This is a genomic window from Janthinobacterium sp. C22 (assembly GCF_057919405.1).
Genome location: NZ_CP193659.1, coordinates 6,504,999 through 6,531,027 on the forward strand (window position 1 = coordinate 6,504,999; position 26,029 = coordinate 6,531,027).

Genomic DNA, 26,029 nt, shown 5'->3' on the forward strand with positions numbered 1-26,029 from the left:
CATGCCCGCTCCGGCCCGTTCCCCAACTGGCAAGGAGGTAATATGGCAACCAACTTCAAACTGAAACGCTGGCAGGACCAGGTGATCCTGTTGCTGGGCCTGTGGCTGCTCGTCTCGCCCTGGGCCTTTTCCTATCCCGAAGGCTCGCCGCAGATGATCAACGCCTTTGTCTCCGGCCTGGTGATCGCCGCACTGGCCGCCTTCGACCTGTACAAGACCTATTTCTGGGCCGTCGTCGTCAACCTGCTGGTGGGCGTCTGGGTCGCCGTTTCGCCATGGGTACTGCGGCTGGCCGATCAGCGCGTCGTCATGTGGAACGAGCTGATTGTCGGTATCGCCGTCGTCGTGCTGGCCCTGTGGGAATTGCGCACCGACCCCGAGCTGCACAAGCACTGGCCCGGCGCCGCCGCGTAGCGGCGTAAAAGCCCTGTCACGGCGATGCCGTGCAGGGCTTTTGAAGAACGCGCCAACAATGTTGTCGGATTACGCGTGGCCTGACGGCCGCGCTAATCCGACCTACAGCGCATACCTGACAACGTTATCGCTCCATTCATAGGCGGCCATTTCCAGCTCCACCAGGTCGTCCGGCGACATGGCCAGGTCGCGCAAGGTCGGCACGATCTCGCCTTCCATGTCTTCGATGCGCTCAATGCATTCGGCCAGGCGCAGCAGGTCGCCGTAGAAGCCTTCGCGCGACAGCAGCGCTTCGGCCACTTCGTCGATGACTTCGATCTGGCTGAGGATTTCCGACATCGGCACGCCGAACAGGGTATCCATCAGGGACATGATACCGACCGTAAAGGCGATATCGGCCGAATGGGCATGGTTCGGGCGCAGTTTATGCGCGAGCAATTCGAGCAGGCGGCCCCGCGTGGTGGCCAGCATCAGCAGCGGCGTCATACTATGGCCGCGCTTGCTTGGCTCCGCGTACAGCATGATTTGCAGCCAGCGCTGCAACTGGCGGCGGCCCAGCACGGTCACGGCCTGGCTCAGCGAATCGATGCGCTGGCGCGCGCCCACGGCCGGCGTATTAACCAAACGCAACAGATTCAGGGCCAGCGAGACGTCGCGCTTGATGGCGCGCTCGATATCCATGTTGTCGGCATCGGACGTCACCAGTGTCATCAGTTCCATGACGGCCAGTTGCGACGGCGACAGCTTCTTGCCCGTCATGATGGCGGGCTTGGCAAAGTAATAACCTTGGAAATAATCGAAGCCCAGGTCCAGGCCCGACTTGAATTCTTCGCGCGTCTCGACCTTTTCCGCCACCAGTTTCTTGTTTTCCTGCTTGAAACGGGGCGCCAGCGCTGCCAGCACTTTCGGGTCGACCGTGCTCATGTCCATCTTGACGTATTGCACCAGCGGCAACAGCTCCTGCACTTGCGACGTATCGGAGACGACGTTTTCCAGCGCGAAGGTAAAGCCATGGCCCACCAGTTCGCTGATGCGTGCGCGCACTTCCGGCGTGACGGGCATCGATTCGACGATTTCCAACACCACTTTTTCACGCGGCAGGAAGACGAAGATGTCGCTCATGATCACGTCGGCATCGACGTTGACGAAGCCGAGCGCGTCGCCGATGACCTTTTCCATGCCCAGCTGGGAAGCGTGAGCGATCACGGATGCCGTGGCGGACAGGTCGCTGGTAATGTTGGCGGGGCCGACCGGAGCGTTGCGGAATAGCAACTCATAGCCGAACAGGGCCTGGTTGCGGTCGAGGATAGGTTGTCGCCCCAGATAGAACTCGCGCACGCGCAAGGGTTTCGGGGTGATGTCGTTGCTGGAAATATCGATCATTAACTCTTCATCAATCACGTCGAGTGACACCGGCCGCGCGGCGCCCGCATCAAGGTTCACTATTGACAATACTTTAGCTGAATTTCGCCCGCGCTGTGGGTATTTTGGCAGCAATCCAGCGTATTGTCGTCAACAAATTAGGCCGCTGGCGTGTCTTGCACCACCCCGTCGACAAATAATTTCAATTCGCCCGGCGCAAACGCCGTCCATTGCTCATTCGTCGTCAGCGGCTGGGTAACGATCACGGCCACGCGGTCCTGCGGCGTCGTCACCTGGGAAAAGTCCACGCTCAGGTCTTCATCGGAGAGTTTAGCAGTTGGAAACGGATGTTGTCGCACCAGATAGTGCAAGCTGGTCGAGCAATGGGCAAACAGCGCCTCGCCGCTCGACAGCATCATGTTGAACGTGCCGTGGGCCGCGATGCCGGGCAACAGCTCCGCCAGGGCGGCATGCAGTTGCGGCAAGGCCGGCGGAGCATCGCCAAAGCGCGCGTGCAATTCCTGCAGCAGGTAGCAGAAGGCCAGCTCGCTGTCCGTGCAGCCGACGGGGCGGTAGCTGCCCGTCAGCACGGGATGGAACTCCTTCAAGTCGCCATTATGGGCAAAGACCCAGTAGCGGCCCCACAGTTCGCGCACGAAGGGGTGGCAGTTTTCCAGCGCCACCTGGCCTTGCGTGGCCTTGCGGATGTGCGCGATGACATTGCGCGACTTGATGGGATAGCGTTTGATCAGTTCGGCCACGGGCGAGGCGATGGCCGCCTGGTGGTCGACGAAATGGCGCACGCCGGCGCCCTCGAAAAAGGCGATGCCCCAGCCGTCATGGTGGGTATCGGTATGGCCGCCGCGCATGGCGAAGCCGGTAAAACTAAAGACAATGTCCGTAGGGACATTGCAATTCATTCCGAGAAGTTGGCACATGGTCTGTTTGCAGCGGGATAACACGGCCACCATACCACGCCGCCAGGCGGATTGGTATGGCGGCGATCGCCATCAGACAGCCAGAATCAGTGCAACAGGACCGGCTGGCTCATGAGGGAATCATAGCTGCCCAAAAATTCATCGATCTCTTCCATGCTGGGTTCGCTGGCGATCAGCTCCGTGACGTCGCGGCGGAAATGCTGGGCAAGGACTCCCCGATGAAAGTCTCGCGTTTGCCGCCCTTGTCGACGATTTCATAGCCGCCGAAGCGCAGGGCTTCCAGGTCGACGTCGGCGCCGAATTCCACGACGCTGTATTGCTCGCTGTTATAGATCAGGTTCATTTTGCATCCTTCGCTCAAGCAAGAGAAACTCTTGCGGTTTCAGGACAGAGGTGGGGTTCCCACGCCGCCATTTCAAGCGGCCAGGCCACCCTGCGGGCTACAGAGTTGTAACGAGATGCAAACTGCGACTGCGGTAATACCGTCAGGCAACCACGTTCAGGAAACGAGCAGGTCTGGTTCCAGCGCCAGCAGGACATCGTAGGGACTGGCCGTCAGCCAGGTGCGCAGCTGTTCGATGTGCGAGGCGTCAGCCAGGCTGATGAACAGGCGCGCGGGTGGATGGCGCAGCAGACGATTTAATGTTACACGCAATACGAGATTGCCGCTGCAGCACAGGCAACCGGGCGCGATGCGCAACAGTTGCAGTGGAAACGATGGAGAAGGGGAAATTTTCTCGGCCAGGTCGGCCAGGATGGCGTTGCCGTCAGCAAGGCCTTCGAGAATCACGGCGGCCGGCTGGCCAGGCTGCAAGGCTTGCGCGATGGCCGCCTCGCGCCCGGCGGCGCGTCCACCGCTGACCAGGGTCAGCGGCGTCGGACGCCGCACGGATGCCGTCACAGGCCTTTCTTGGCCAGCTTGCCCGGTTCGACGCCCAGCTGTTTCAGCTTGCGGTACAAATGGGTGCGTTCCAGGCCCGTTTTTTCCGCCACGCGGGTCATGCTGCCGCCTTCGCGGCCCAGGTGGTGTTCGAAATACATGCGCTCGAAGGCGTCGCGCGCCTCCCGCAGCGGCAAGTCGAATGACAGGTTGTAGCCATGGCCTTCGGCCACCGCCGGTACGGCGATGCCTGGGCGCACCATCAGCTGTTGCGGCGCGCTGCCGCCAAAGCTGGGCACGGGATGGCTGCTTTCCTCGGCCACCACGGGCGCCACGGGGCGCGGCGCCACGCTCGGCGCGCGCACGGTTTCCTGTGCCCGCGTCAAGCCTTGCTGGACTGCCTTCAGCAGTTTTTGCAGGGCAATCGGTTTTTCCAGGAAGTTCATGGCGCCGATGCGCGTCGCCTCGACCGCCGTATCGATGGTGGCGTGGCCGGACATCATGATCACCGGCATGGTCAGCAAGCCATCGCGCTGCCATTCCTTGAGCAAGGTGACGCCATCCGTGTCGGGCATCCAGATATCCAGCAATACCAGATCCGGCGCACCGGCGGCACGCGCTTCGCGCGCCTGCTGCGCATTTTCGGCCAGCTGGATAGCATGTCCTTCGTCGCCCAGAATTTCCGAGAGCAACTCACGGATACCCATTTCATCATCCACTACGAGTATGTTTGCCATTCGTGTCTTGCCTTCCTCATTTCGCCGGCCGTCGCGCACAAGATGTACGCGGCGGACAACTATGATTTTATTAGTGTTTTAAATACTAAACCAGACCCTCACGCCAGGAATTCCTGGGCACGAGTGTCGGGAGCTAACTTTAACAGCAAAATGACCACCGAAGCGCCATTGCCGTCGACCCGGTTCTCGATATCGATGCGTCCGCCGTGTTCATCGATAATTTTCTTTACCATCGCCAGGCCCAATCCCGTGCCGCGCGCCTTTGAGGTCACATAGGGTTCGAAGGCGCGCGCCAGGATTTTTGGCGCAAACCCAGGACCATTGTCGGTGATGGCCAGCCGTACGGCGATATTCACGCCGCCGTCCGCACTGCGATAATGAATTGCTTCCGTCCTTACGTCAATCCGCGGATGCGGTGAGTCCGGCGGCAGGTCGGTCATGGCGTCCTGCGCGTTCTGCAGCAGGTTATGGATCACCTGGCGCAACTGGGTCGGATCGCCCATCACCATCGGCAGATTCGGCGCCAGCTGCGGGTGGATGATGTCGCCATCGTCGCCGCGCAGGTACAGGTTCAGTATCTCTTCGATCAGCTCGTTCAGGCGCAGGGGTACGAGCACGGCCGGCGGCGTGCGCGCATAGTCGCGGAAATCGTCGACCATGCGCTTCATCGCATCGACCTGCTTGACGATGGTGGTGGTGGCGCGGCTGAGCAGTTCGGCGTCGCGCGGCTCCAGCTTGTCTTCGAGCTTCATCTGCAGGCGCTCGGCCGACAGCTGGATGGGCGTGAGCGGATTCTTGATTTCATGCGCCAGGCGGCGCGCCACTTCGCCCCAGGCGATCGAGCGCTGCGCGGAAATCACGTCGGAAATATCATCGAACACGACGATGTAGCCGCTGCCGGACTCCAGCGGCAGGCGCGAGCCGCGCGCCAGCAAGGTGATGTCATGCTCGTCGGCACTGCTGCCCAGGCGGCGCGGAATCTCGATTTGCCGCTGCCAGTGCAGGCGCTGCTGCCGGCCCGACGCCGATTGCGCGCTTTGCGCCGTGAAGGCGCTGATGATGGCGCCGCCAAACTCTTCCATTCCGGCAATCTGCGCCAGCGGCTGGCCCACCATGCTCATGCCCGAATGCTGGAGGATGCGCTCGACGGACTCGTTGCAGGTGACCAGCTTGAAATCGCCGTCGAGCACCATCACGCCGGCCGACATGTTGGCCAGCACCGATTCCAGGTGGGCCTTGGCGTTTTGCAGCGCGGCGCGGTTGCTTTCCACGGCCGTGCGCGCATCGAGCAGCTGGCGCGTCATGATGTTGAACGATTGCGTCAAGGTACCCAGTTCATCCTTGGTGGCGACGATGGGACGCGGCGACAGGTCGCCCTCGGCCACGGCGCGCGTGCCTTCCGCCAGCAGCAGCAGGGGCTGGGCCAGGTTGCCGGCGATCAGGAAAGCGCTGCCGATGGCGCCAAAGATGGCCAGCAGCAAGGTCAAGGTGAGGATTTCCATGTACATCTTGCGCAATCCCACGCGCGCGACGAAACGTTCCTTGTATTCGCTGTAGGCGGCGCGCAGCACTTCGCCATTCGTCGCCAGCTTGGGCGGCACCGCCTGCAGCAGTTGCAAATAGCGGGGCGAGACGGAGGGGCCCGGCACGGCCACCAGCACCCGCAGGCGCAGGCTGGCCGCCGTTTCCAGCGACGCCGGCAAGCCCGAGCGGAAACCGCCGCCGCCCGACTCCGTGCCATCGTCGTGCAGCTCCAGCCCGCCCTCGGCGGAGGCATAGCCGGCCGGCAAGGCCGCCTGCACCAGCATGGCCGGCGTCGGCAAGTCGGCCGCGCTGTGCGGCCCGGCGCTGGCCAGCAGCACGCCGTCGCCGCTGACGAGCATGACATTTTGCATGCCCTCTTCGCGCAGCAGGCTGGTCAGCACGGCCGGCCCGGCCACCGGGTCGGAGCCCATTTCCTCGACGGCCTTGCGGCCCCGGTGGTCGAGCTCGACCAGGGCCGCATCGAGGCCGGCACGCCCCAGCTCAATCCCCGATTCCAGCGCCGCTTCGATCTTGACGTTGAACCAGGATTCGATGGAATGGGAGACGAATTGCACGGAAACAAGGAAAATCACCAGGCCCGGCAGGATGCCGACGGCGGCGAACAGCATCACCAGGCGCGTCATCAGCTTGGAGCCGAACTTGCCGCTCTTGTAACGCGCATACAGGCGGGCCAGGGAAATACCCACCAGCGCCAGCAGGGACACGGCCACGGCCGCGTTCAGGCCCAGCAGCCAGGTGTAGTAACGGTCGAAAAAGCCGGAATTGTCGGAAGCCGACGCCAGCAGGAATAGCAGGATACTGACTATGCCGCCGCCCACCACCAGCAGATAGCGCAATGCTTGACTCACTACTCCGCCGTATACAAGAAGGTTTTTTTATTCGAAGCCAGGCGCCAGTCGCTGTTATTGAAGGCATTGACCTGTATCGGCTTGGGCAGGTAGTCGCGGTCCATGCCCATGCGCAAGGTGACGTTATACGTCTGCCCCACTTTCAGCTCGCCGCGCCGCGCCACCAGCCAGCGGCTGGGACGGCGGATCAGGAACAGTGCATCGTCGAGCGTGGGAAAGCTTTGCTGCAAGCCGCCGCCCGACACATGATATTGGCGCGTGAGCACGTTGTATGACAGCTTGCTGGTCTGGCGCGCCACGATGGCTTTTTCATCGAACCAATACCAGCGGGGCCGGGTCAGTTCGATTTCAGTCGTGAAATACAGCGGTACGCCATGCTGTACCGCATCATCGAGGTCGTGATTGAGCTCAAAGGAATATGTGGCAGCCAGCTTGTAGCCCTCTTCGCTAGCCTCGATGTAGGCACGGGTGATCTCGACCATGTCGGCGGCATGCGCGCGTGGCATGGTACATGCCAGCATCAGCAGCAGGGCCAGGAGTCGGAAGAGTCGTGTTGTCACAAGTGAGCCGGTAGTGTCCGTAGGAAAAGGTTCGACGAATCGCTCAAGCCGCATTTTTTGGAATAGCGCATAGAACAAACCGTCGTGGTCCTGCTCCGCGCTGCCAGTTGGCAACAGCTGGCCAGGCGCTGTCAATCGGGTCGCATTATTGCGCACCGCAAATGCCGCCGCCTGTGCCTCGGACTCTTGCGGCCACAATGAACAAGTCACGAACAGCAATTTACCATCGGGGCGCAGCATCTGCCACAGGTTGTCCAGAATTTTGGATGAAAGTGTTGCAAGTTGGAACGCGTCGCCCTTGCGGCGCAACCAGCGGATATCGGGATGGCGGCGCACAATGCCCGAGGCCGTGCACGGCACGTCGGCCAGGATGCGGTCGTACTGCTGGCCGTCCCACCACGCGCTCGATTGCGCATCCTGCGCCTTCAGGGTGGCGTCCAGGCCCAGGCGCTCGAGGTTTTCCGCGATGCGCGGCAGGCGCTTGGCATCCGCGTCGATGGCCGTCACCTGCACGTCGGCCAGCTCCAGGATGTGGCACGTCTTGCCGCCCGGCGCCGCGCAGGCGTCGAGCACGCGCATGCCGTCCTGCAAGTCCAGCAGCGGCGCGGCCAGTTGCGCACCGGCATCCTGCACCGAGACGACGCCCTGCTCGAAGCCGGGAATCAGCGCCACGCCGATCGGCTTGTCCAGGCGCACGGCGAACGGTCCCACCTGGCGCGCGGCAATGCCCGCATCAGCCAGCACGGCCAGATACGCCTCGACCGTGCTCTTGCGGCGGTTCACGCGCAAGGTCAGTGGCGGCACGGCATTGCCGGCCGTCAAAATGGCTTGCCAGTCGCGCGGATAGGCCAGGCGCAGCGAATCGATCCACCACTGCGGATAATTCCATTGCGCCAAAGGTTGCTGCAGGGCTGCCTCCAGCAAGGACTTGCGCTCGCGCAAGAATCGGCGCAAGACGGCATTCACCATGCCCTTGGCATGCGCCAGGTCAGGATGCGAGGTGGCCACCGTGACGGCCTGGTCGACCACGGTGAATTCTTCGTACGGCTGCTCGCCCGGCTCGGCCGACATCAAGGACAGCGCGCAGCACAGCAGGGCAGCAAGCATCGGCGGCTCCGGCGCCTTCGACGTCATCAGGCCGACCAGGGTTTCGCTGCGGCCCAGCTGGCGCATGGTGCGGTAGGAAATATCCTGGATGGCGCCGCGCGCCTGCGGGCTGGCGTTCGATTGCGCAAACACCTTGGCCAGCGCCTGCGGCAGGGCCGTGCCGGTGCGCACTTGCGCCACGGCATTGGCGGCGCCCAGCAGGCAAAACGCCAGCGAGTCGGCGCGCAAATCGGGCTGGAAGCCTGGCTGCAAGACGGGCTTCAGGTCGGGATGGTAGCTGGGACGCAATTTCGGTGCGGCAGGCGCCTGGCCTGGCGCCGGCTTGGTTTTCAATTTCAGCGTGGGGCGCTTGTTCATAGTTATCCGGTGTGGCTGCGCGCGGCGGGCTGCATGGTGGCAAAGTCGCGGCCGCGCGTCATCAATAAAGGGTCGATTGTAGCGTTTGTGGCGCCCTCTGGCCCAAGCGATTGCAGCGATACCTGTAAATTGCGGCAAAAAACCGCATATATACAAGCAGAATGCACCACGCTGATGTTTTCGCGCACCAACATGGGCATGCTGTCCTGATAATATCGTGAAATGCGCCGGCACGGGAAGCTTGCCGGCAAGCGTATTGTTCCCGGCGGCAAACCAGTATAATTAACGCAGTCTGGGCGGCTTGGGTACTTGCCGTCCGTTTTGCTTTTTGATTCATTCTATTCATTCTTAACGCGGTTCCACCGCCATCCCGCTCATGCTCGCCCAACAGAAACAAGAAATCATCGCCCTGTTCCAGGCCGCCCTCGCTCCCGTCCTGGCCGGCACTTCGCTGACGCCATCCGTGGTGCTCGAGCGACCACGCGATGCATCGCATGGCGACGTCGCCTGCAATATCGCCATGCAACTGGCCAAGCAGCTGAAACAGAACCCGCGCGAACTGGCGCAAACCATCGTGACGGCCGTGCTGGCCAACCCGGCCGGCAAGGGATTGATCGAGGCAGTGGAAATCGCCGGTCCCGGCTTCATCAACGTGCGCGTCTCCGCCGCCGCCAAGCAGGCCGTCGTAAACACCATCTTGAGCGAAGCCGGCAGCTATGGCCGCAGCACGGCAGGCGCCGGCAAGCAGGTCATCCTGGAATTCGTCTCGGCCAACCCGACCGGTCCGCTGCACGTGGGCCACGGCCGCCAGGCAGCCCTGGGCGACGCCCTGTCCTCGCTGTTCGACGCGCAAGGCTACCAGGTGACGCGCGAGTTCTATTACAACGACGCGGGCGTGCAGATCCAGACCCTGGCCAATTCCGTGCAGGCGCGCGCGCGCGGCTTCAAGCCGGGCGACGCCGAATGGCCCGAGTCCGCCTACAACGGCGACTACATCGCCGACATCGCCAATGACTTCAAGGCCGGCAAGACCGTGTCGGCCAGCGACGGCTTGCCGGCGACGGCCAACGGCGACGTGGAAGACATCGATTCGATCCGCCCGTTCGCCGTCACCTACCTGCGCAACGAGCAGGACATCGACTTGCAGGCCTTCGGCGTGAAGTTCGACAATTACTACCTCGAATCGTCGCTGTACGCGGACGGCAAGGTCAATAGCGCCGTCGAAACCCTGATCAAGGCCGGCCACACCTACGAGCAGGATGGCGCGCTGTGGCTGCGCACCACCGACTTCGGCGACGACAAGGACCGCGTCATGCGCAAGACGGACGGCACCTACACGTATTTCGTACCCGACGTCGCGTATCACCTGGTGAAATGGCAGCGCGGTTTCGTGCAGGCCATCAATATCCAGGGCAGCGACCACCATGGCACCATCGCGCGCGTGCGCGCCGGCCTGCAGGCCGTCGATATGGGCATCCCGCAAGGCTACCCCGACTACGTGCTGCACAAGATGGTCACCGTCATGAGGGACGGCGAAGAGGTCAAGATCTCGAAGCGCGCCGGCTCCTACGTGACCGTGCGCGACCTGATCGAATGGTCGGGCGGCGGCGACATCGCCAAGGGCCGCGACGCCGTGCGCTTCTTCCTGATCTCGCGCAAGGCCGACACGGAATTCGTCTTCGACGTCGACGTGGCGCTGAAAACCACCGATGAAAACCCGGTCTATTACGTGCAGTACGCGCATGCGCGCATCTGCCGCATCCTGGAAAACTGGGGCGGCGATGAAAGCACGGTCGCCGGCGTCGACTTGTCCCCGCTGACGGCGCCGACGGAAGCGACCCTGCTGGCGACCCTGGCCGCCTATCCGGAAATGCTGGCGCGCGCGCAAGCGGAACTGGGACCACACCAGGTCGCCTTCTACCTGCGCGACCTGGCCGCCAACCTGCACAGCTTCTACTTCGCCGAAAAAGTGCTGGTCGAGGACGAAGCCGTCAAGATGGCCCGCCTGGCCCTCGTCGTCGCCGCGCGCCAGGTATTGCGCAACGGCTTGGCACTGATCGGCGTGTCCGCGCCAAACAAAATGTAATCGCGAAGGTCTAACCGTCAATGAATCATGCTTCCCGCTTCTCTTCGACCCGGCGCCAGCAGGGCAATACCCTGGTCGGCATCATCATCGGCCTGGTCATCGGCCTGGGCATCGCCGTGGTGGTCGCCCTGGTGATCACCAAGGGCGCCTCGCCCTTCACCGACAAGTCGGGCAAGGCCGGCAAGTCGGCCGAACCGACGGCCGGCCAGATCGCCGACCCGAACAAGCCGATGTACGGCAACAAGGAAGCGGCCAAGGAAGCGGCGCGCGACTTCTCCAAGGAGCCGCGTGAGATCGTCACGCCGACGCAGCCTGCCGCGCCGGCGCCGGCGCCCACCACCGCGCAGCAGCCGAAGGCGCCGCCGCCGGACGCGCTGCAGGAATTGATCGGTACCTTGAAAGACAAGCCGGCGCCGAAAACGCCGGCGGCGGCACCCGCGCCGCAAGCCAAAGCCGACGCGAAAGAGGCCAAGACCGATGCAGCCAGCGACAAATGGATTTATTATCTGCAGGCCGGCGCCTTCCATGACATGTCGGACGCCGAAAGCACGCGCGGCAAACTGGCGCTGCTGGGCTTCGAAGCGGCCATCAGCGACCGCAGCACCGATGCCGGCGTGCTGCACCGCGTGCGCATCGGGCCGTTCAACCAGCTCGAAGCGATGAACCGCGCGCGTACCAAACTGTCTGAAAACGGCATCGATGTCGCCGTCGTCCGCAACCAAAAATAAGGAACCAGCATGCGTTTTCTGAAGAAAATCCTGTTCGCCGCCGCCCTGTGCAGCATCGCCCTGGGCGCGTCCGCCTCGCCGGCCGAGCCGAAGAACGGCGTCGAATACGAAACCCTGGCCGCGCCGCAGGCGACGGAGTCGGGCAAGAAAATCGAAGTGACGGAATTCTTCGCCTATTACTGCCCGCATTGCAACGTGCTCGAACCGCAGCTGGCGGCCTGGGTCAAGAAACAGGGCGACAACATCGTCTTCAAGCGCGTGCACGTGTCGCGCGACGAGAGCGTGGCGCCGCAGCAGCGCCTGTTCTTCACCCTGCAAGCCATGGGCCTGGTCGACAAGCTGCATACCGGCGTCTTCCACGCCATGCACGTGGAGCGCAACCGCCTGAACACCGACGACGCCGTCTTCGACTTCGTCGCCAAGCAGGGCGTGGACCGCCAGAAATTCATCGATACCTACCGTTCGATGGGCGTCTCGGCCCGCGTGCGCCGCGCGGACGCCATGATGCAGGGCTATAACGTGACGTTCTGGCCCATGATCGCCATCGACGGCCGCTACATCACCTCGCCTTCGCAGGCCGACCAGGGCAGCAAGTCGGCCAAGAACGAAGAGCAGCTGAACGCCCAGGCGCTCAGCGTGATGGACGTGCTGGTCGCGAAAGCCAAAGCGGAAAAGAAATAAGCATGACCACTTCCCTGGCGCGCCCGGGCATCGCCTGATGCACAGCGTTTTCATCACGGGCGCGTCGAGCGGACTGGGCGCCGCCCTGGCGCTGCAGTACGCGCGCCAGGGCGCCCAGCTGGGCTTGCTGGCCCGCCGCGGCGACACGCTGCAGCAACTGATCGCTTCCCTGCCCCACCCTGAACGCCACCGCGCCTACGCCGTCGACGTGTGCGACCACGCGGCGCTGAAACAGGCGGCCGATGACTTCATCACCCATGCCGGCCGCATCGACGTCGTCATCGCCAGCGCCGGCGTGTCCTACGGCACCTTGAGCGAACACGCGGAAGACCTCGACGCCTTCGCGCGCCTCATCGCCATCAACGTCACGGCTACCGTCGCCACCTTCGCCCCCTTCATCGCCGCCATGAAAAGCCAGGGCGGCGGACGCCTGGTGGGCATCGGCAGCGTGGCCGGTATCCGCGGCCTGCCCGGCGCCGAAGCCTACAGCGCCTCGAAGGCGGCCGTCATCAGCTACTGCGAATCGCTGCGCCTGGAATTGAAACCGGCGGGCATCAAGGTCGTCACCATCACGCCCGGCTACATCGACACGCCGATGACGCGCCATAACGCCTACCGCATGCCCTTCCTGATGCCTGCCGAAAAATTCGCCGTGCGCGCCGCGCGCGCCATCGCCGACGGCGACAGCTACCGCGTGATCCCGTGGCAGATGGGCGTCGTCGCCAAGCTGCTGCGCGCGCTGCCCAATGCCATCTACGACCGGGCCTTCGCGAATGCGCCGCACAAGGCGCGCAACTGAACCAATCACCATGACGAAGCACGCAGACCTGAACAGCGCGGCCATCGCCGCCCATTGCGCCACGGGCGCCTCCCACGTGGCCATCGAAGTGGTCGACGAAACGGGATCGACCAACGCCGACCTGCTGGCGCGCTGCGCCACCCTGGCCGGCCCCACCCTGCGCATCGCCGGCCAGCAGACGGCCGGACGGGGGCGCGCCGGACGGCCGTGGGTGTCGCAGGCGGACGCCAGCCTGATGTTCTCGCTGGCCTGGCGCTTCAAGGGGCCGCTGCACCAGCTGGTCGGCCTGCCGCTGGCCGTCGGCGTGGCGCTGGCCGAAAGCATGACGGCGCTGGGCGTGCCGGTGCAACTGAAATGGCCCAACGACCTGCTCAAGGATGGCCACAAGCTGGCCGGCATCCTCGTCGAGACGCAGCAGGCGCAGGACGACGATAGCGGCGGCGTGTGGGCCGTCATCGGCTGCGGCATCAATCTCTTGATGCCCGATGCGCTGGAACGGCAGATCGGGCGCAGCGTCTCGGCCGTGCCCTGGCTGGCGCAGATGGAGCGCAATACCCTGGTGGCGGCGCTGCTCAGCCGCCTGGCAGGCGTGCTGGCCGAATTCGACGACACGGGCTTCGCGCCGTTTGCGGAACGCTGGAACCTGCTGCACGCGTGGCAGGGCCAGCACGTGAAAATCCTCGACAACGGCCAGCTGCTGCAGCAAGGCGTGGCGGCCGGCGTCGACCACCTGGGCCGCCTGCTGCTGCGCACCGATGGCGGCCTGCAGGAAGTCATGTCCGGCGACGTGTCCTTGCGCCTGGCCGGGGAGTAAGCGCATGCTGCTGCTGATCGACGCCGGCAATACGCGCATCAAATGGGCGCTCGTCGCCGCCGACAGTGCCGTCGGCGGCTGGCTGGCCAGCGGCGCCGTCGCGCATGCGCAGATCGACACCCTGGCCGCGCAGTGGGCGCCACTGGCCATCAATGAGGCACTGCTGTCGAATGTGGCGGGCGCCGTCATCGGCGCGCGCCTGCGCGCCATGCTGCCGGTGGCACCCAGCGATTTTACCTCGCTGCCGCAGCTGGCCGGACTGAGGAACGGCTACCGCGCGCCGTCGCAGCTGGGCTGCGACCGCTTTGCCGCCGCCATCGGCGCGCACGCGCTGGCGCCTGGGCAGGCCGTCATCGTCGCCAATTGCGGCACCGCCACCACCATCGACGCCATCACGGCCGATGGCGTGTTCCTTGGCGGGATGATCTTGCCGGGACTGGGATTGATGGCCAGTTCGCTGGCGCGCAACACGGCGCAGCTGCCGCACATCGCCAGCGGCGCCATGCTGCCGGCCGGCTTTGCCGACAATACGGACGACGCCATCCTCTCCGGCTGCCTGGCGGCGCAGGCGGGCGCCATCGAACGGGCCGTGCGCATGCACGGCGCCAGCGCCTGCCTGCTGTCGGGCGGCGCCGCAGCGCGCATCGCACCGGCCCTGGCGCTGGCGGTGCCGCTGCACCTGGTGGACAATATCGTCATGCTCGGCCTGCAGGCGGCCGCGCGCGCCGGGACGGCAGGAACACAAGGAAACCACGTATGCTGAAATTCGTCTTCTGGCTGCTGGCCGGCGTCAACCTGCTGGTGCTGGCCATCGGCCAGGGTTATCTGGGCAGTTTTCGCAGCGAGACGCGCGAACCGGCGCGCCTGAAAAACCAGCTGCAGGCGGGCAAGCTCACCTTGCTGACGCAGGAGCAGGCCACGGCGCCCGCCGCGCCGCCGGCTGCCGAAGAAGCTGAGAAGCCGGCAGCGGCCGCGCCGACGCCGCCGACCACGTATGCCTGCACGGAAGTGGGCAATTTCCTGCTGGCCGACGGGCGCCGCTTCGAAGCGCAAGTGGCGGCGCTGGACCTGGGCGACCGCCAGTCGCGCCGCAACGTGGCCGGCCAGGACATTTCCAGCTACATGGTGTACATCCCGCCGCAAGGCAGCAAGGAAGGCGCCGACCGCAAGGCCGGCGAATTGAAGCAGCTGGGCGTGACGAATTACTTCATCATGAATGAAAGCAGCCCGCTGCGCTGGGGCATTTCATTGGGCGTATTCAAGTCGGAAACGAGCGCGCAAAGCCAGCTGGCATCGCTCAACAAACAGGGCGTGCACAGCGCCCGCGTCGCGCCGCGCTACAGCGCCAGCAAGCAGTTCGCCTACCAGTTCCGCGGCCTCGACGCCGCCACGCGCGCGCGTCTCGAGAAGATCAAGGCGCAGTTCCCGGAACAAGACCTGCGCACTTGTAAATAACTACCTTTGGATCACGATGGGCTTGATGCCCGTCGATTCCGGCAAATTCGCCGCCGCCCGTGCCGCCTCGGCGCGGCTGGCAAACGGTCCGCCGTACAGGCGGAACAGGTTACCGGCCTGCACCACGCCCAGGGTACCGAGCGCCGCCGCGTACGGCGCCAGGCGCGAACGGCCCGATTCAGCATTGTCGGCGCGCGAATAGGCGCCCAGCTGCAGATAGAAACCGCTGGCCAGCGCCGCCGGTGCCGGCATGGCCACCGTCGCATCGACGGGCAGCATCTGCGACGACACTTCCGGCTGCACCACGGCGCCCGTTTCCACGGGCGTGTCGATGGAGATGGCCACCACCGACGGCACCGGCTTGGGTGCCGCGCGGGCGGCCAGGATGGCGTCGATATCGGCCGGCAGCAGGCGTTCCACGACCACCTGGTGGCTGCCCTTGCCGAGGAAGCCCAGTTTCAGCGCCGCCGTGTAGGATACGTCGATGACGCGCGTGGCGTGGAACGGACCGCGGTCGTTGATGCGCACGATCACCTGCTCACCGCTGTCGATGCTCGTCACGCGCGCATACGATGGAATCGGCAAGGTCGGGTGGGCCGCCGTCATCTTGTACATATCGTAGATTTCGCCCGACGAGGTGCGCTGGCCATGGAATTTCTTGCCATACCAGGTGCCCGTGCCCTTCTGCGTGAAAGGCTCGTTGTCGGTGATCGGCGTGTACGTCTTGCCGAAGACGACGTAGGGACGGTTCGAGCGCGTCGAATACGGCTCGTTGCGCACTTCCGCGTCGGGCACGTCGCGCAGGTTGGCAGGCGGATTGTCACCCGGGCCATCGTCCTTGTAGTAGCCGCCGCGCCCGGAGCCGGCCGCCGGCAATGCCGGCAAGGTGGGATCCTGGCGCACGGGCACCTTGACCTTGCCGCCCGACGGCAGCGGCACGTTGTTCGATGCGGGCTTGTGCGGCGCGGTGCCGCAGGCGGCCAGGGTCAGCAGGACGACAAGGCTCAGCCCGCGCGTGGCGAAGGTATCGAAAGGCGCCCGCATCAGGTCTGCACCAGCTTGCGGTGGCGCTGAATGCTCATCAGGATGCCGGTGGCCACGCCCAGGGTCAGCAGCGCGGTGCCGCCATAGCTGAGGAATGGCAGGGGGACGCCGACCACCGGCACGATGCCGCTGACCATGCCCATGTTGACAAACGCATACGTAAAGAAAATCATAGTTATCGCTCCTGCCAGCAGGCGAGTGAAAAAACTGGGGGCGTTGGCGGCGATCATCATCCCCCGTCCCACCAGCAGCAAATACATCAGCATCAGAATCAGATTACCCACCAGGCCGAACTCCTCCGAATACACGGCGAAGATGAAGTCGGTGGTGCGCTCCGGAACGAATTCCAGGTGGGCCTGCGTGCCGTGCGTCCAGCCCTTGCCCGTCATGCCGCCGGAACCGATGGCGATGATGGACTGGATGATATGGAAGCCCTTGCCCAGCGGGTCCTTGGTCGGGTCGATCAGCATCATCACGCGGTCGCGCTGGTAATCATGCAGGTGCGACCAGGCGATCGGCAGGCAGGAAACAAAGGTGATCAGCAAGCCGGCCAGCACCTTCCACGACAGGCCGGCCAGGAAGATGACGGTAAAGCCGGCCGCCACCACCAGCAGCGCCGTGCCCAGGTCGGGCTGGCGCGCGATCAGGTACACGGGCACCAGCAGCAGCACGGCCGCCATCAGGAACGATTTCCAGCGCAGGGCGCCCGCATTGTGCTGGAAGAACCAGGCCAGCATCAGCGGCGTGGCGATCTTCAGGAATTCGGAAGGCTGGATGTCGATCACGCCGATATGCAGCCAGCGCCGCGCACCGAGCTTGATGGTGCCGAACAGCGCCACGGCCACCAGCAAGATCACCGACACCGTGTACACCGGCACGGCGATGCGCATCATCATCTGCGGCGTGACGTTGGCCGCCACCCACATGACGAAAAAGCACAGCAGGATATTGCGCAAATGGTCCTCGATCTTGCCGGGGATGCCGATGCTGGCCGAATACAGGGTCAGCAGGCTGGTGCACAGCAGCATCAGGATGATGATCATCAGCGGCGGATCGAACACCGCCAGGTAGGGTTTGGCGCGCCGCCACAGCGAGCGCCTCTCGTTAATGGGCATGTGCTTCCTTATTGCCTGGCAGGCGGCGCCGGGGCGGCCTGCTCGTCGGTGATTTCTTCCAGGGTGCGCACTTCGTCGACATCTTCCTTGGGCACCTTGGTGGTGTCCTTTTCCTTGTCGCTCGGGCGCTTGCCCAGCAGGTAGTAGTCGAGCGCCTTGCGCGCGATCGGCGCGGCCACGCCGGCGCCGAAGCCCGCGTTTTCCACTACGATGGCGATCGCGATGCGCGGCTTGTCGGCCGGCGCGAAGGCCGTAAACAGGGCGTTGTCGCGCAGGCGTTCGGCCAGCAGCTTGGCATTGTACTTCTCGTTTTTCTTGATGCCCACCACCTGCGCCGTACCCGTCTTGCCGCCCACCGTGTACTGCACGCCGGTGAAGATGCGCGCGGCCGTGCCGTCCTGCTCGCTGGTCACGCCCACCATGGCGCGCTTGATGATGTCGATGTTTTCCTGCTTGAGCGCGATGCGGTAGCTTTCCTTGGGCACCGTCAGGGTGCGCACGCGCGTGGCCGCGTCTTCGATGATCTTCACCAGATGCGGCTTCATCACCACGCCGTTATTGGCCAGATTGGCCGTCGCGTGGGCGATCTGCAGCGGCGTGTAGGAATTGTAGCCGGAGCCGTTACTCACCGAAATCGTGTCGCCGCCCACCCATTTTTTCTGCTGCGGCGTCTTGAAGCGGTTGCGCTTCCATTCCGTCGACGGCAGCACGCCCGTCTTTTCGTTATTCAGGTCGATGCCCGTCAGCTGGCCGAAACCGAACGGCTTCATGAAGTCGTGGATGGCGTCGATGCCCATGTCGCGGCCCAGCTGGTAGTAATAGGTGTTGCACGAGACGACGATGGACTTGTGCATGTCCACCGTGCCATGGCCGCCCACCTTGTCGTCGCGGAAGGTGTGGCCGCCGAGGATGAAGAAGCCGGGATCGGAAATCGACTGGCTCGGCGTGCGCTTGCCCAGTTCCAGCGCGGCCAGCGCCATGAAGGGTTTGAAGGTCGAGCCGGGCGCGTAGGTGCCCGACAGGGGACGGTTGACCATCGGCCGGTCCAGCGAGGTATTGAGTTCATTCCAGCTTTGCTGGTCGATGCCGTCGACGAACAGGTTCGGGTCGTAGCCTGGCTTGGAGACGTAGGCGAGGATGTCGCCCGTGGCCGGATCGATCGCCACGGCCGCGCCGCGCCATTCGCCGAACGCTTCCTCGACCACCTTCTGCAGTTCGATGTCGATCGACAGGATCAGGTTGTTGCCGGGGGTGGCCGCCGTGCGCGACAGGGTGCGCATGGCGCGCCCGCCGGCCGACACTTCCACTTCTTCGTAGCCGGTGGTGCCATGCAGCTGCTTCTCGTAGCTTTTTTCCAGGCCCTCCTTGCCGATATGGTCGGTGCCGTTGTAGTTGGCCGCGTCCTCGCCCTCTTCCAGCGCCTTGGCCTCATTGCGGTTGATGCGGCCGATGAAGCCCACCACATGCGAGGCGATTTCGCCCATCGGATACTGGCGGAACAGGCGCGCCTGCACTTCCACGCCGGGGAAGCGGAAACGCTGCGCCGTGAAGCGCGCCACTTCCTCATCCGTCAGGCGCGTGCGCAGCGGCACGCTGACGAAGTTCTTCGATTCTTCCAGCAGCTTCTTGAAGCGGCGGCGGTCCTTGACGTCGATCTGCACCAGGGTCGACAGCTCGTCGATCACCGAATCGAGGCTGGCGCTCAATTTCGACGGCGTGATTTCCAGCGTGTAGGCCGAGTAATTGCGCGCCAAGACCACGCCGTTGCGATCGAGGATCAGGCCGCGCGTGGGCACGATGGGCACCACGGCGATGCGGTTGTCCTCGGCCTTGGTCGCGTAGTCCTCGTGCTTGATCACCTGCAGCCAGATGAAGCGCGCCAGCAGCAGCGAAAAGCAGACGAAGACGAGCGCGCCCAGGATGGTCAGGCGCATGCGGAAAAAATGCAGTTCGCGCTCGGTATTTTTCAGTTCGGTCATGGCAGGCGCCCGTCAGATCGGCCGGTTATGGTCGCGGTCCACGGCGCGGCGCTGCGGCGCCAGCAGGATCCACGTCACGAAAGGCCACAGGGCGACGGCGACGAAGCTCTCGATGAAATTGAGCCAGCCGGGGAAACGGCCCGAGACGATCAGCCGCGTCAGCAATTGCAGCGCCTGCGTCAGCAGCAGCAGCGGCAGCACGTGCAGCGCCTGCGTCAGGATGGGGAACCACAGCACGCGCCGGTGCATCATGATGGCGAAATACGACAGCAAGGTATAGGCCAGCGCATTCTCGCCCAGCAGGGTCGAGTCGTGCACGTCCATCATCAGGCCCATGAAGAACGCCACGCCGATGCCGACCTTGCGCGGCTGGTGGATGCCCCAGAAGACCAGCACCAGGGCGACGAAATCGGGCACGCCGACGAACTGCCCCCATGGCAGCAGGTTCAGCAGAAAAGCGCACAGCAGGGAAAAACCGATGAACAGGGGGCTGACCGGCAGCAGGATGTAATGCGGGCGGTTCATCGTGTCGCTTCCTTCGGTGGCACGGCGGCAGGTGCTGGCGTTGTTACGGGCGTTGGTGCAGGTCCTGCCGGCGCCGCCGGTTTCGGCGCGGCGCTGGCGGGCGGCTTCGCGGCGGGGGCTGTCGCGGCGGCGGCGGCAGGCTCCTTGGCCGGGTCCTTGATCGGCGCCATCTTGCCGGCGATCTTGCGGCCCGTCTTGACTTCCTCGGCGGGTGGGCGCGGCGGAATCTCGGGCGACGTCATCAGGATGAGCAGCTGGGTGTTGCGTTCGATGCCGGCCAGCGGCTGGCACACCACGCGGCCGAACGGGCCATGCGCATTGCGCTCGACCAGGGTCACGCGCGCCACGGCCAGGCCGGCCGGGTACAGGCCGTCGAGGCCCGAGGTAATGACGATGTCGCCGATCTGGATGTCGGCGCTGGGGGCCGTGAAGCGCAGTTCCATGGTGCCGGACTTGCCGCGCCCGATGGCCACGCTGCGCACGCCATTGCGCAGCAGCTGCACGGGGATGGCCTGCTCTTCGTCCGTCAGCAAGGTCACTTCGGAGGTGAACGGGAACACGCGCGTGACCTGCCCCACCACGCCGAGATTATCGATCACGGGGCGGCCCAGTTCCACGCCATGCTGGATGCCACGGTCCAGCACGATCTTGCGCGTGGCCGAGTCGCGCGTGTCATACAGCACTTCGGCCATCATGGTCTTGACGGGCACGCGCTCGCGCGCTTCCATCAGCTTGCGCAAGTGGTTGTTTTCAACGATGTTGAGTTGCGCCTGCTGCAGGATCTGCGCCGAGGCGATCTGTTCGTGCTTCAGGTCGCGCACCTGTTTTTCCAGGGCGGACAGCGAAGAAAAGTAGTTGCCGACGCCCAGCGCCACGTCGCGCGGCACCAGGGCCGCCATCTGCACCGGATACAGCACGGTGCCGACGGCCTGGCGCACGGCCGTCAGCGCGTGCATGCGCGAATCGACCAGCAGCAGGGCGATAGAAATGCCGGCGAACACCATCATCTTGACGCGGGCGGAGGCGCCTTGTTTGAAAAGTGGCGGAGGACTGTATTCCATGACATCCAGTAATCAGGCGCAGTGCGCCAACGTGCGGGCCCCGGGCAAACGCCGGTGCCAAAACCAAAAAAGGCCGGAAACTGAAGTTCCGGCCCTTCTGTCAGATTATTCGTAGGAGAAGATCGAGCCGAGCTTGTCCATACGTTCCAGTGCCATCCCGGAACCGCGCACCACGCAGGTGAGCGGGTCCTCGGCCACCAGCACCGGCAGGCCGGTTTCCTCCATCAGCAGGCGGTCCAGGTCGCGCAGCAGTGCGCCGCCGCCCGTCAGCATCATGCCTTTTTCGGCGATGTCGGCGCCCAGTTCCGGCGGCGTCTGTTCCAGCGCGTTTTTCACGGCCGAGACGATGTTGTTCAGCGGATCGGTCAGCGCTTCGAGGATCTCGTTGCTGGAAATGGTGAACGAACGGGGGATGCCTTCGGACAGGTTGCGGCCCTTGACTTCCATTTCCTTCACTTCCGAGCCAGGGAAGGCCGAACCGATGGCCTTCTTGATGGCTTCGGCCGTCTGTTCGCCGATCAGCATGCCGTAGTTGCGGCGGATGTAGTTGACGATGGCTTCATCGAACTTGTCGCCGCCGACGCGCACGGAACCCTTGTAGACCATGCCGCCCAGCGAGATGATGCCCACTTCCGTCGTGCCGCCGCCGATGTCGACCACCATCGAGCCGGTCGCTTCCGACACGGGCAAGCCCGCGCCGATGGCCGCTGCCATCGGTTCTTCGATCAGGTACACCTGCGAGGCACCGGCGCCCAGGGCCGATTCGCGGATCGCGCGGCGCTCGACCTGGGTCGAACCGCACGGCACGCAAATGATGATGCGCGGCGATGGACGGAAGAATTTCGAGTCGTGCACCATGCGGATGAATTGCTTGAGCATCTGCTCGGTCACGGTGAAGTCGGCGATCACGCCATCTTTCATCGGACGAATCGCTTCGATATTGCCCGGCACCTTGCCCAGCATCTGCTTGGCTTCCTTGCCGACTGCCTGAATGGTCTTCTTGCCATTCGGACCGCCTTCCTGGCGGATGGCGACGACGGATGGCTCGTCCAGGACGATACCGAGGCCGCGTACATAAATAAGGGTGTTGGCCGTGCCCAAGTCAATGGCCAGATCGGTGGAGATATACCTGCGTAAAAAACCAAACATGAGTGTCCTGTAGCGCATCGAGCTGCGCAAAAGCTGTTTATGGGGAGTTTCAAAGCGGGCGCTTTCAGGCACCCTGAAAATCCATGAAGGCGATTTTTCCGGGTTTCGCTTGGCGCTTGCGCAATCTTTTCTATGCTGCGGCAGCGGTCCATCAGCGCCGGCAACGCATTAACCCGCCATTCTACCTTATAATTTGAATGCGATTTGCTCAAAAACCATGGAAAAGTGCGACTCTTGCAGCCGCGAGTTACGCGGCATTCCTCGATTTTTGTGAGCAAAATAGCAGTAAATACCCGCGTTTTATCAAAACGCCAACTTAATACTAATGCGCGGCACTCCGCGCCATTCGCCATGTCCCTGACACTCTCCGACGTAAAACGCATCGCCCACCTGGCCCAACTTGAAATGGCCGACGACCAGGCCGTCACGTCTTTGGCCCAATTGAACAAGATTTTCGCACTGGCCGAACAAATGCAAGCCGTCAATACCGATGGCGTGGCGCCCCTGAGCCACCCGCTGGCCGCCCACATGGACAATATCGCCCTGCGCCTGCGCGAGGACGTCGCCACGGAAACGAATCGCCGCGACGCCTACCAGGCCGTGGCACCGAAGGTACAGGATGGCCTGTACCTGGTGCCCAAGGTTATCGAATAAACACGCCGTTGCGCCGTTCCCGCCTTCTTGCCGAATATCAAAATAGAAACGCCATGCATACAAAATCCATCAAACAGCTGTCCACGCTTTTGCAGAACAAGGAAATTTCCGCCGTTGCACTGGCGACGCATTTCCTCGACCGCATCGAAGCGGACAACTCGAACGCCTTCCTGCACGTCGACCGTGCCCTGACCCTGGCGCAAGCTGCCGACGCCGATGCGCGCATCGCCGCCGGCACGGCCACGCCGTTGACGGGCGTGCCGATCGCGCACAAGGACTTGTTCGTCACGAAAGGCTGGCGCACGACGGCCGGCTCGAAAATGCTGGCCAACTACGCCAGCCCGTTTGACGCCACCGTGGTGGAAAAATTCCAGGCGGCCGGCATGGTCACCTTGGGCAAGGTCAACTGTGATGAATTCGCCATGGGTTCCGGCAACGAGAACTCGGCCTTCGGCGCCGTGCAGAACCCGTGGGACAAGACGGCCGTGCCGGGCGGCTCGTCCGGCGGCTCGGCCGCCGCCGTCGCGGCCGGCCTGGCGCCGGCGGCCACCGGCACCGATACGGGCGGCTCGATCCGCCAGCCAGCCGCCTTCTGCGGCATCACCGGCATCAAGCCGACGTATGGCCGCGTCTCGCGCTTCGGCATGATCGCCTTTGCCTCGTCGCTGGACCAGGGCGGCCCGATGGCCCGCTCGGCCGAAGACTGCGCCCTGCTGCTCACCGCCATGGCCGGCTTCGACGAACGCGACTCGACCAGCCTGTCGCCGGAACAGGGCGGCGTGGCGGAAGATTTTTCGCGCGACCTGGAGCAACCCCTGACGGGCTTGCGCATCGGCGTGCCGCGCGAGTACTTCGGCGAGGGCCTGGCCAAGGACGTGGAAGCGGCCGTGCGCGGCGCGCTGGCGCAGTATGAAAAGCTGGGCGCCACCCTGGTCGACATCTCGCTGCCGAATACGGCCCTGTCGATTCCCGCCTATTACATGATCGCCCCGGCCGAAGCATCGTCGAACCTGTCGCGCTACGACGGCGTGCGCTACGGCCACCGCGCGGCCGAGTACAAGGACTTGCAAGACATGTACAAGAAGTCGCGCGCCCAGGGCTTTGGCCCGGAAGTGCAGCGCCGCATCATGGTCGGCACCTACGTGCTGTGCCATGGCTACTACGACGCCTACTATCTGAAGGCGCAAAAGATCCGCCGCCTGATCGCGCAGGATTTCGACGCCGTGCTGAATGGCCCGGACGCCGTCTGCGACGTCATCATGGGCCCCGTCGCGCCGACCGTCGCCTGGGACCTGGGCGACAAGACGGACGACCCGGTGGCGAACTACCTGGCCGACATCTACACCCTGTCGACCAGCCTGGCCGGCCTGCCCGGCATGTCGATACCGTGCGGCTTCGGCGCAGGAGACAAGAATGGCAAGCGCCCCGTCGGCCTGCAAATCATCGGCAATTATTTTGGCGAAGCGAAGCTGCTGAACGTGGCCCACCAGTTCCAGCAAGTGACGGACTGGCATACGCGCAGCCCTGCCGGCATTTAAGAAAATTAAGAAAAATTCGCGCCGCCCAGGCGGCGCCACTAAAAAATAAGCGAGAACACTATGCAATGGGAAGTCGTCATCGGTCTTGAGAACCACGTGCAGCTCACGACCGAATCCAAAATTTTCAGCGGTTCGCCGATCAAGTACGGCGCCGAAGCCAACACGCAGGCCAGCCCCGTCGACCTGGCGCTGCCGGGCGTGCTGCCGGTGATGAACAAGCAAGCCGTCGACCGCGCGATCCGCTTCGGCCTGGCCGTGGGCGCCACCGTCGCGCCGCACTCGGTCTTCGCCCGTAAAAACTATTTTTATCCCGATTCGCCCAAGGGTTACCAGATCAGCCAGTTCGAGGACCCCGTCGTCATCGGCGGCGCCCTGACCTTCGGCTACGAAAAGGATGGCGAATTCGTCACCAAGACGGTGAACCTGACGCGCGCCCACCTGGAAGAAGACGCCGGGAAGTCCTTGCATGAAGACTATGCCGGCATGAGCGGCATCGACTTGAACCGCGCCGGCACGCCGCTGCTGGAAATCGTCTCGGAGCCGGAAATCCGCAGCGCCGCAGAAGCCGTGGCCTACGCCAAGGCCCTGCACTCGCTGGTCATGTGGCTGGGTGTCTGCGACGGCAACATGCAGGAAGGCTCATTCCGCTGCGACGTCAACGTCTCCGTGCGCCCCGTCGGCCAGAAGGAATTCGGCACGCGCTGCGAGATCAAGAACCTGAACTCCTTCCGCTTCATCGAGGAAGCCGTGCACGTGGAAGTGCGCCGCCAGATCGAACTGATCGAGGACGGCGGCAAGGTCGTGCAGGCGACGCGCCTGTACGATCCGGACCGCAAGGAAACGCGCGAAATGCGCAGCAAGGAAGACGCCCAGGACTACCGCTACTTCCCGGACCCGGACCTGCCGCCGCTGGTCATCTCGCAAGAATGGATTAACACGGTCAAGGCATCGATGCCGGAACTGCCGGCCGCCATGCGCGCCCGCTTCATCAGCGAATACGCGCTGCCGGACTACGACGCGCTGGTGCTGACGCAGTCGAAGGCCATGGCCACCTATTTCGTCGCCGTGGTCGAGAAGGCCGGCAAGGAAAACGCCAAGGCCGCCGCCAACTGGCTGATGGGCGACGTGTCGTCGACCCTGAACCGCGAAGGCGTGGACCTGGACGACTCCCCCGTCTCCGCCGCGCAGCTGGCAGCCATGCTCAAGCGCATCGCCGACGGCACGATCTCGAACAAGGCAGCAAAGGAAGTCTTCGCCGGCATGTGGGAAGCGAAATCGAGCGACGAGCACCTGGTCGACGCCATCATCGACGCCAAGGGCTTGAAGCAGATCTCGGACTCGGGCGCGCTGGAAGCCATCGTCGATGAAGTGCTGGCGGCCAACGCCAAGTCGGTGGAGCAGTACCGCGCCGGCAAGGAAGCGGCGATCAATGCGCTGATCGGCCAGGCCATGAAGGCGTCCAAGGGCAAGGCCAACCCGGCCCAGCTGACGGAACTGCTGAAGGCCAAGCTGGCGGGATAATTTTCACTCGCCCCAAAAAAGACGCTGCGGCGTCTTTTTCGCCTGTCGGATCTCTTCATAAACAAGCTTGTCTACGTTTCATGTCACGCCTGACGGGCGTTTATACGCTACTGAAAATTAAAGTATACATTT

24 protein-coding genes and 2 pseudogenes are annotated in these 26,029 nt (G+C 63.8%); 11 read left to right on the forward strand and 15 right to left on the reverse strand.

The features are described 5' to 3' along the window. The first annotated feature begins 42 nt into the window (after positions 1 to 42). The gene (locus tag ACRHIG_RS30520) at positions 43 to 414 is read left to right on the forward strand and encodes an SPW repeat protein (protein ID WP_489628924.1); all 372 of its coding nucleotides are present in this window, start codon (positions 43 to 45) and stop codon (positions 412 to 414) included. A 102-nt stretch (positions 415 to 516) separates the two neighbouring features. Here ACRHIG_RS30520 and ACRHIG_RS30525 read toward each other — a convergent pair whose 3' ends face one another. The 9 genes and pseudogenes from ACRHIG_RS30525 to ACRHIG_RS30565 form a co-directional block, all read right to left on the reverse strand. Then, positions 517 to 1,797, reverse strand: a complete 1,281-nt coding sequence (locus tag ACRHIG_RS30525; protein WP_034784728.1) for an EAL and HDOD domain-containing protein — start codon at positions 1,795 to 1,797, stop codon at positions 517 to 519. A 137-nt stretch (positions 1,798 to 1,934) separates the two neighbouring features. Continuing rightward, the gene (locus tag ACRHIG_RS30530) at positions 1,935 to 2,714 is read right to left on the reverse strand and encodes a class II glutamine amidotransferase (protein ID WP_489628925.1); all 780 of its coding nucleotides are present in this window, start codon (positions 2,712 to 2,714) and stop codon (positions 1,935 to 1,937) included. An 86-nt stretch (positions 2,715 to 2,800) separates the two neighbouring features. Further along, positions 2,801 to 3,057 (reverse strand): annotated as a pseudogene (locus ACRHIG_RS30535) (BTH_I0359 family protein). Between the two features lie 156 nt (positions 3,058 to 3,213). Beyond that, positions 3,214 to 3,615, reverse strand: a complete 402-nt coding sequence (locus tag ACRHIG_RS30540; RefSeq protein WP_489628926.1) for a GTPase — start codon at positions 3,613 to 3,615, stop codon at positions 3,214 to 3,216. Further along, positions 3,612 to 4,331 (reverse strand): response regulator, encoded by a 720-nt coding sequence (locus tag ACRHIG_RS30545; RefSeq protein ID WP_034749318.1) that lies wholly within the window; start codon positions 4,329 to 4,331, stop codon positions 3,612 to 3,614. The genes ACRHIG_RS30540 and ACRHIG_RS30545 overlap by 4 nt, the downstream gene beginning before the upstream one ends. A 98-nt stretch (positions 4,332 to 4,429) precedes the next feature. After that, positions 4,430 to 6,724, reverse strand: a complete 2,295-nt coding sequence (locus tag ACRHIG_RS30550) for a sensor histidine kinase (protein ID WP_489628927.1) — start codon at positions 6,722 to 6,724, stop codon at positions 4,430 to 4,432. Then, on the reverse strand, positions 6,724 to 7,338 hold the full coding sequence (locus tag ACRHIG_RS30555) for a DUF4390 domain-containing protein (protein ID WP_489630897.1): 615 nt from the start codon (positions 7,336 to 7,338) through the stop codon (positions 6,724 to 6,726). The genes ACRHIG_RS30550 and ACRHIG_RS30555 overlap by 1 nt, the downstream gene beginning before the upstream one ends. Then, positions 7,339 to 8,748: pseudogene (rsmB, locus tag ACRHIG_RS30560) on the reverse strand (16S rRNA (cytosine(967)-C(5))-methyltransferase RsmB); the annotation flags it as partial. Positions 8,749 to 8,750: 2 nt separating this feature from the next. After that, positions 8,751 to 8,942 carry a hypothetical protein gene (locus ACRHIG_RS30565; RefSeq protein ID WP_475416766.1) on the reverse strand — a complete coding sequence of 64 codons (192 nt, stop codon included), beginning with the start codon at positions 8,940 to 8,942 and terminating at the stop codon, positions 8,751 to 8,753. Positions 8,943 to 9,124: 182 nt separating this feature from the next. On the opposite strand from ACRHIG_RS30565, the gene argS reads away from it, so the two are divergent. From argS to ACRHIG_RS30600, 7 genes are read left to right on the forward strand one after another with little or no spacing between them, the layout of a single operon-like run. Further along, positions 9,125 to 10,834, forward strand: a complete 1,710-nt coding sequence (argS, locus tag ACRHIG_RS30570) for an arginine--tRNA ligase (RefSeq protein WP_489628928.1) — start codon at positions 9,125 to 9,127, stop codon at positions 10,832 to 10,834. Between the two features lie 20 nt (positions 10,835 to 10,854). After that, positions 10,855 to 11,562: an SPOR domain-containing protein gene (locus tag ACRHIG_RS30575; protein WP_475416764.1), complete on the forward strand. Its 708-nt coding sequence runs from the start codon at positions 10,855 to 10,857 to the stop codon at positions 11,560 to 11,562. 9 nt (positions 11,563 to 11,571) lie between these two features. Next, positions 11,572 to 12,243, forward strand: a complete 672-nt coding sequence (locus tag ACRHIG_RS30580; protein WP_489628929.1) for a thiol:disulfide interchange protein DsbA/DsbL — start codon at positions 11,572 to 11,574, stop codon at positions 12,241 to 12,243. Between the two features lie 37 nt (positions 12,244 to 12,280). Further along, on the forward strand, positions 12,281 to 13,042 hold the full coding sequence (locus tag ACRHIG_RS30585) for an SDR family oxidoreductase (protein ID WP_489628930.1): 762 nt from the start codon (positions 12,281 to 12,283) through the stop codon (positions 13,040 to 13,042). Positions 13,043 to 13,052: 10 nt separating this feature from the next. Then, complete coding sequence (locus ACRHIG_RS30590) at positions 13,053 to 13,856, forward strand: biotin--[acetyl-CoA-carboxylase] ligase (RefSeq protein ID WP_489628931.1); 804 nt, start codon at positions 13,053 to 13,055, stop codon at positions 13,854 to 13,856. A gap of 4 nt (positions 13,857 to 13,860) precedes the next feature. Next, positions 13,861 to 14,619 carry a type III pantothenate kinase gene (locus tag ACRHIG_RS30595; protein ID WP_489628932.1) on the forward strand — a complete coding sequence of 253 codons (759 nt, stop codon included), beginning with the start codon at positions 13,861 to 13,863 and terminating at the stop codon, positions 14,617 to 14,619. Then, positions 14,613 to 15,311 (forward strand): SPOR domain-containing protein, encoded by a 699-nt coding sequence (locus ACRHIG_RS30600; RefSeq protein ID WP_489628933.1) that lies wholly within the window; start codon positions 14,613 to 14,615, stop codon positions 15,309 to 15,311. Before ACRHIG_RS30595 ends, ACRHIG_RS30600 begins: the two co-directional genes overlap by 7 nt. Here ACRHIG_RS30600 and ACRHIG_RS30605 read toward each other — a convergent pair whose 3' ends face one another. The 6 genes from ACRHIG_RS30605 to ACRHIG_RS30630 form a co-directional block, all read right to left on the reverse strand. Then, positions 15,312 to 16,355, reverse strand: a complete 1,044-nt coding sequence (locus ACRHIG_RS30605) for a septal ring lytic transglycosylase RlpA family protein (protein ID WP_475416758.1) — start codon at positions 16,353 to 16,355, stop codon at positions 15,312 to 15,314. It lies immediately after the preceding gene. Beyond that, complete coding sequence (rodA, locus tag ACRHIG_RS30610) at positions 16,355 to 17,470, reverse strand: rod shape-determining protein RodA (RefSeq protein WP_436520050.1); 1,116 nt, start codon at positions 17,468 to 17,470, stop codon at positions 16,355 to 16,357. Before rodA ends, ACRHIG_RS30605 begins: the two co-directional genes overlap by 1 nt. Before the next feature lie 8 nt (positions 17,471 to 17,478). Next, on the reverse strand, positions 17,479 to 19,449 hold the full coding sequence (gene mrdA, locus ACRHIG_RS30615; RefSeq protein ID WP_489628934.1) for a penicillin-binding protein 2: 1,971 nt from the start codon (positions 19,447 to 19,449) through the stop codon (positions 17,479 to 17,481). 12 nt (positions 19,450 to 19,461) lie between these two features. Beyond that, positions 19,462 to 19,974: a rod shape-determining protein MreD gene (mreD, locus tag ACRHIG_RS30620; protein ID WP_035824494.1), complete on the reverse strand. Its 513-nt coding sequence runs from the start codon at positions 19,972 to 19,974 to the stop codon at positions 19,462 to 19,464. Next, positions 19,971 to 21,035, reverse strand: coding sequence for a rod shape-determining protein MreC (gene mreC / locus ACRHIG_RS30625; protein WP_489628935.1), 1,065 nt, complete (start codon positions 21,033 to 21,035; stop codon positions 19,971 to 19,973). Before mreC ends, mreD begins: the two co-directional genes overlap by 4 nt. A gap of 105 nt (positions 21,036 to 21,140) precedes the next feature. Then, positions 21,141 to 22,184 carry a rod shape-determining protein gene (locus ACRHIG_RS30630; protein ID WP_010393186.1) on the reverse strand — a complete coding sequence of 348 codons (1,044 nt, stop codon included), beginning with the start codon at positions 22,182 to 22,184 and terminating at the stop codon, positions 21,141 to 21,143. A 351-nt stretch (positions 22,185 to 22,535) separates the two neighbouring features. Between ACRHIG_RS30630 and gatC the strand changes: the two genes are divergently transcribed. Genes gatC through gatB form a run of 3 tightly spaced genes read left to right on the forward strand, consistent with a single transcriptional unit; the run spans position 22,536 to position 25,897 of the window. Continuing rightward, positions 22,536 to 22,838 carry an Asp-tRNA(Asn)/Glu-tRNA(Gln) amidotransferase subunit GatC gene (gene gatC, locus ACRHIG_RS30635; RefSeq protein ID WP_076568266.1) on the forward strand — a complete coding sequence of 101 codons (303 nt, stop codon included), beginning with the start codon at positions 22,536 to 22,538 and terminating at the stop codon, positions 22,836 to 22,838. Positions 22,839 to 22,891: 53 nt separating this feature from the next. Then, positions 22,892 to 24,376: an Asp-tRNA(Asn)/Glu-tRNA(Gln) amidotransferase subunit GatA gene (gene gatA, locus ACRHIG_RS30640; protein WP_489628936.1), complete on the forward strand. Its 1,485-nt coding sequence runs from the start codon at positions 22,892 to 22,894 to the stop codon at positions 24,374 to 24,376. 45 nt (positions 24,377 to 24,421) lie between these two features. Beyond that, a complete protein-coding gene (gatB, locus tag ACRHIG_RS30645; RefSeq protein WP_489630898.1) occupies positions 24,422 to 25,897 on the forward strand; it encodes an Asp-tRNA(Asn)/Glu-tRNA(Gln) amidotransferase subunit GatB in 1,476 nt (491 codons plus the stop codon). Positions 25,898 to 26,029: the final 132 nt, after the last annotated feature.